Source organism: Mesorhizobium sp. M7A.F.Ca.CA.001.10.2.1 (assembly GCF_003998575.1).
GTDB lineage: Bacteria > Pseudomonadota > Alphaproteobacteria > Rhizobiales > Rhizobiaceae > Mesorhizobium.
The window spans coordinates 1-961 of sequence record NZ_RZQY01001133.1; the positions used below are offsets into that span (position 1 = coordinate 1).

Below are 961 nucleotides of genomic sequence, written 5' to 3' on the forward strand. Positions count from 1 at the left end.
CTGACGACGTTGCCGGTGCTGCGCGCCGTGGCCCGCAAGGCGCCCGTCGGCATGATCCATTTCGACGCGCATTCGGACACCAATGACCGCTATTTCGGCGACAATCCCTATACACATGGCACGCCGTTCCGCCGCGCCATCGAAGAGGGGCTGCTCGATCCCAAGCGCGTCGTCCAGATCGGCATCCGCGGCTCGATCTATGAACCCGGCGAACATGACTGGGCGGTCGCCCAGGGCATCCGTATCATCTACATGGAGGAGTTCGTCAGGCGAGGCGCGGCCAGCGTCGTGGAAGAGGCGCGCGGCATCGTCGGAAACAATCCTGTTTATGTCACCTTCGACATAGACTGCATCGACCCATCGATGGCGCCTGGGACCGGAACGCCTGAACTTGGCGGCTTCACCACCCGCGAGGCCCAGGAAATGGTCCGCTTGCTCGATGGATTGAACATTGTAGGCGCCGACGTCGTGGAGGTGGCGCCGCCTTTCGACCTGGGTGGAATGACGGCGCTCGCCGGCGCGACGATGATGTTCGAGCTGCTGTGCGTGATGGCGAAGTCGGTTCAAGCAGCGAGAGCGCCAGACTGAGCGCAAGCGTCAAAGCCGCCTGACGCGTCGCCGTCCGCTCAAAGCGGATTCTCGGCATAGAACTCCAGCACGCGCTGCTTGAAGGTCTTGTCCCCGACGGCCAGCATATGGTCCCGGCCCTCGATGTGAAAGGCGCTGGCGTTCGGCATCAACGCTGCAAGCTCATCGGGCGAGCCGCCAATGTCGTCGGTGGTTCCGACGGCGACCAGCGTCGGCTGGGCGATGCGGGCGATATCCTGCTCGCTCAGCAATTCGCGCGATTTGGCGATGCAAGCGGCCAAGGCCCGGCGATCGCTGCGGGTCTGGTCGGCGAAGGCGCGAAACGACCGGCCGCGCGGATGGCTGGTGGCGGCCGGATCATCGGCAAGCAAGG

General features: G+C 64.5%; 2 protein-coding genes. One reads left to right on the plus strand and one right to left on the minus strand.

Annotated features, from left to right (window positions below; all coding sequences use genetic code 11):
- Positions 1–588: arginase family protein (locus tag EN964_RS35655; protein WP_206528830.1), on the plus strand; the 588-nt coding region annotated here is incomplete at its 5' end.
- Positions 589–626: 38 nt separating this feature from the next.
- Here EN964_RS35655 and EN964_RS35660 read toward each other — a convergent pair.
- On the minus strand, positions 627–961 hold a 335-nt coding region (locus EN964_RS35660), incomplete at its 5' end, for an alpha/beta fold hydrolase (protein WP_373565088.1).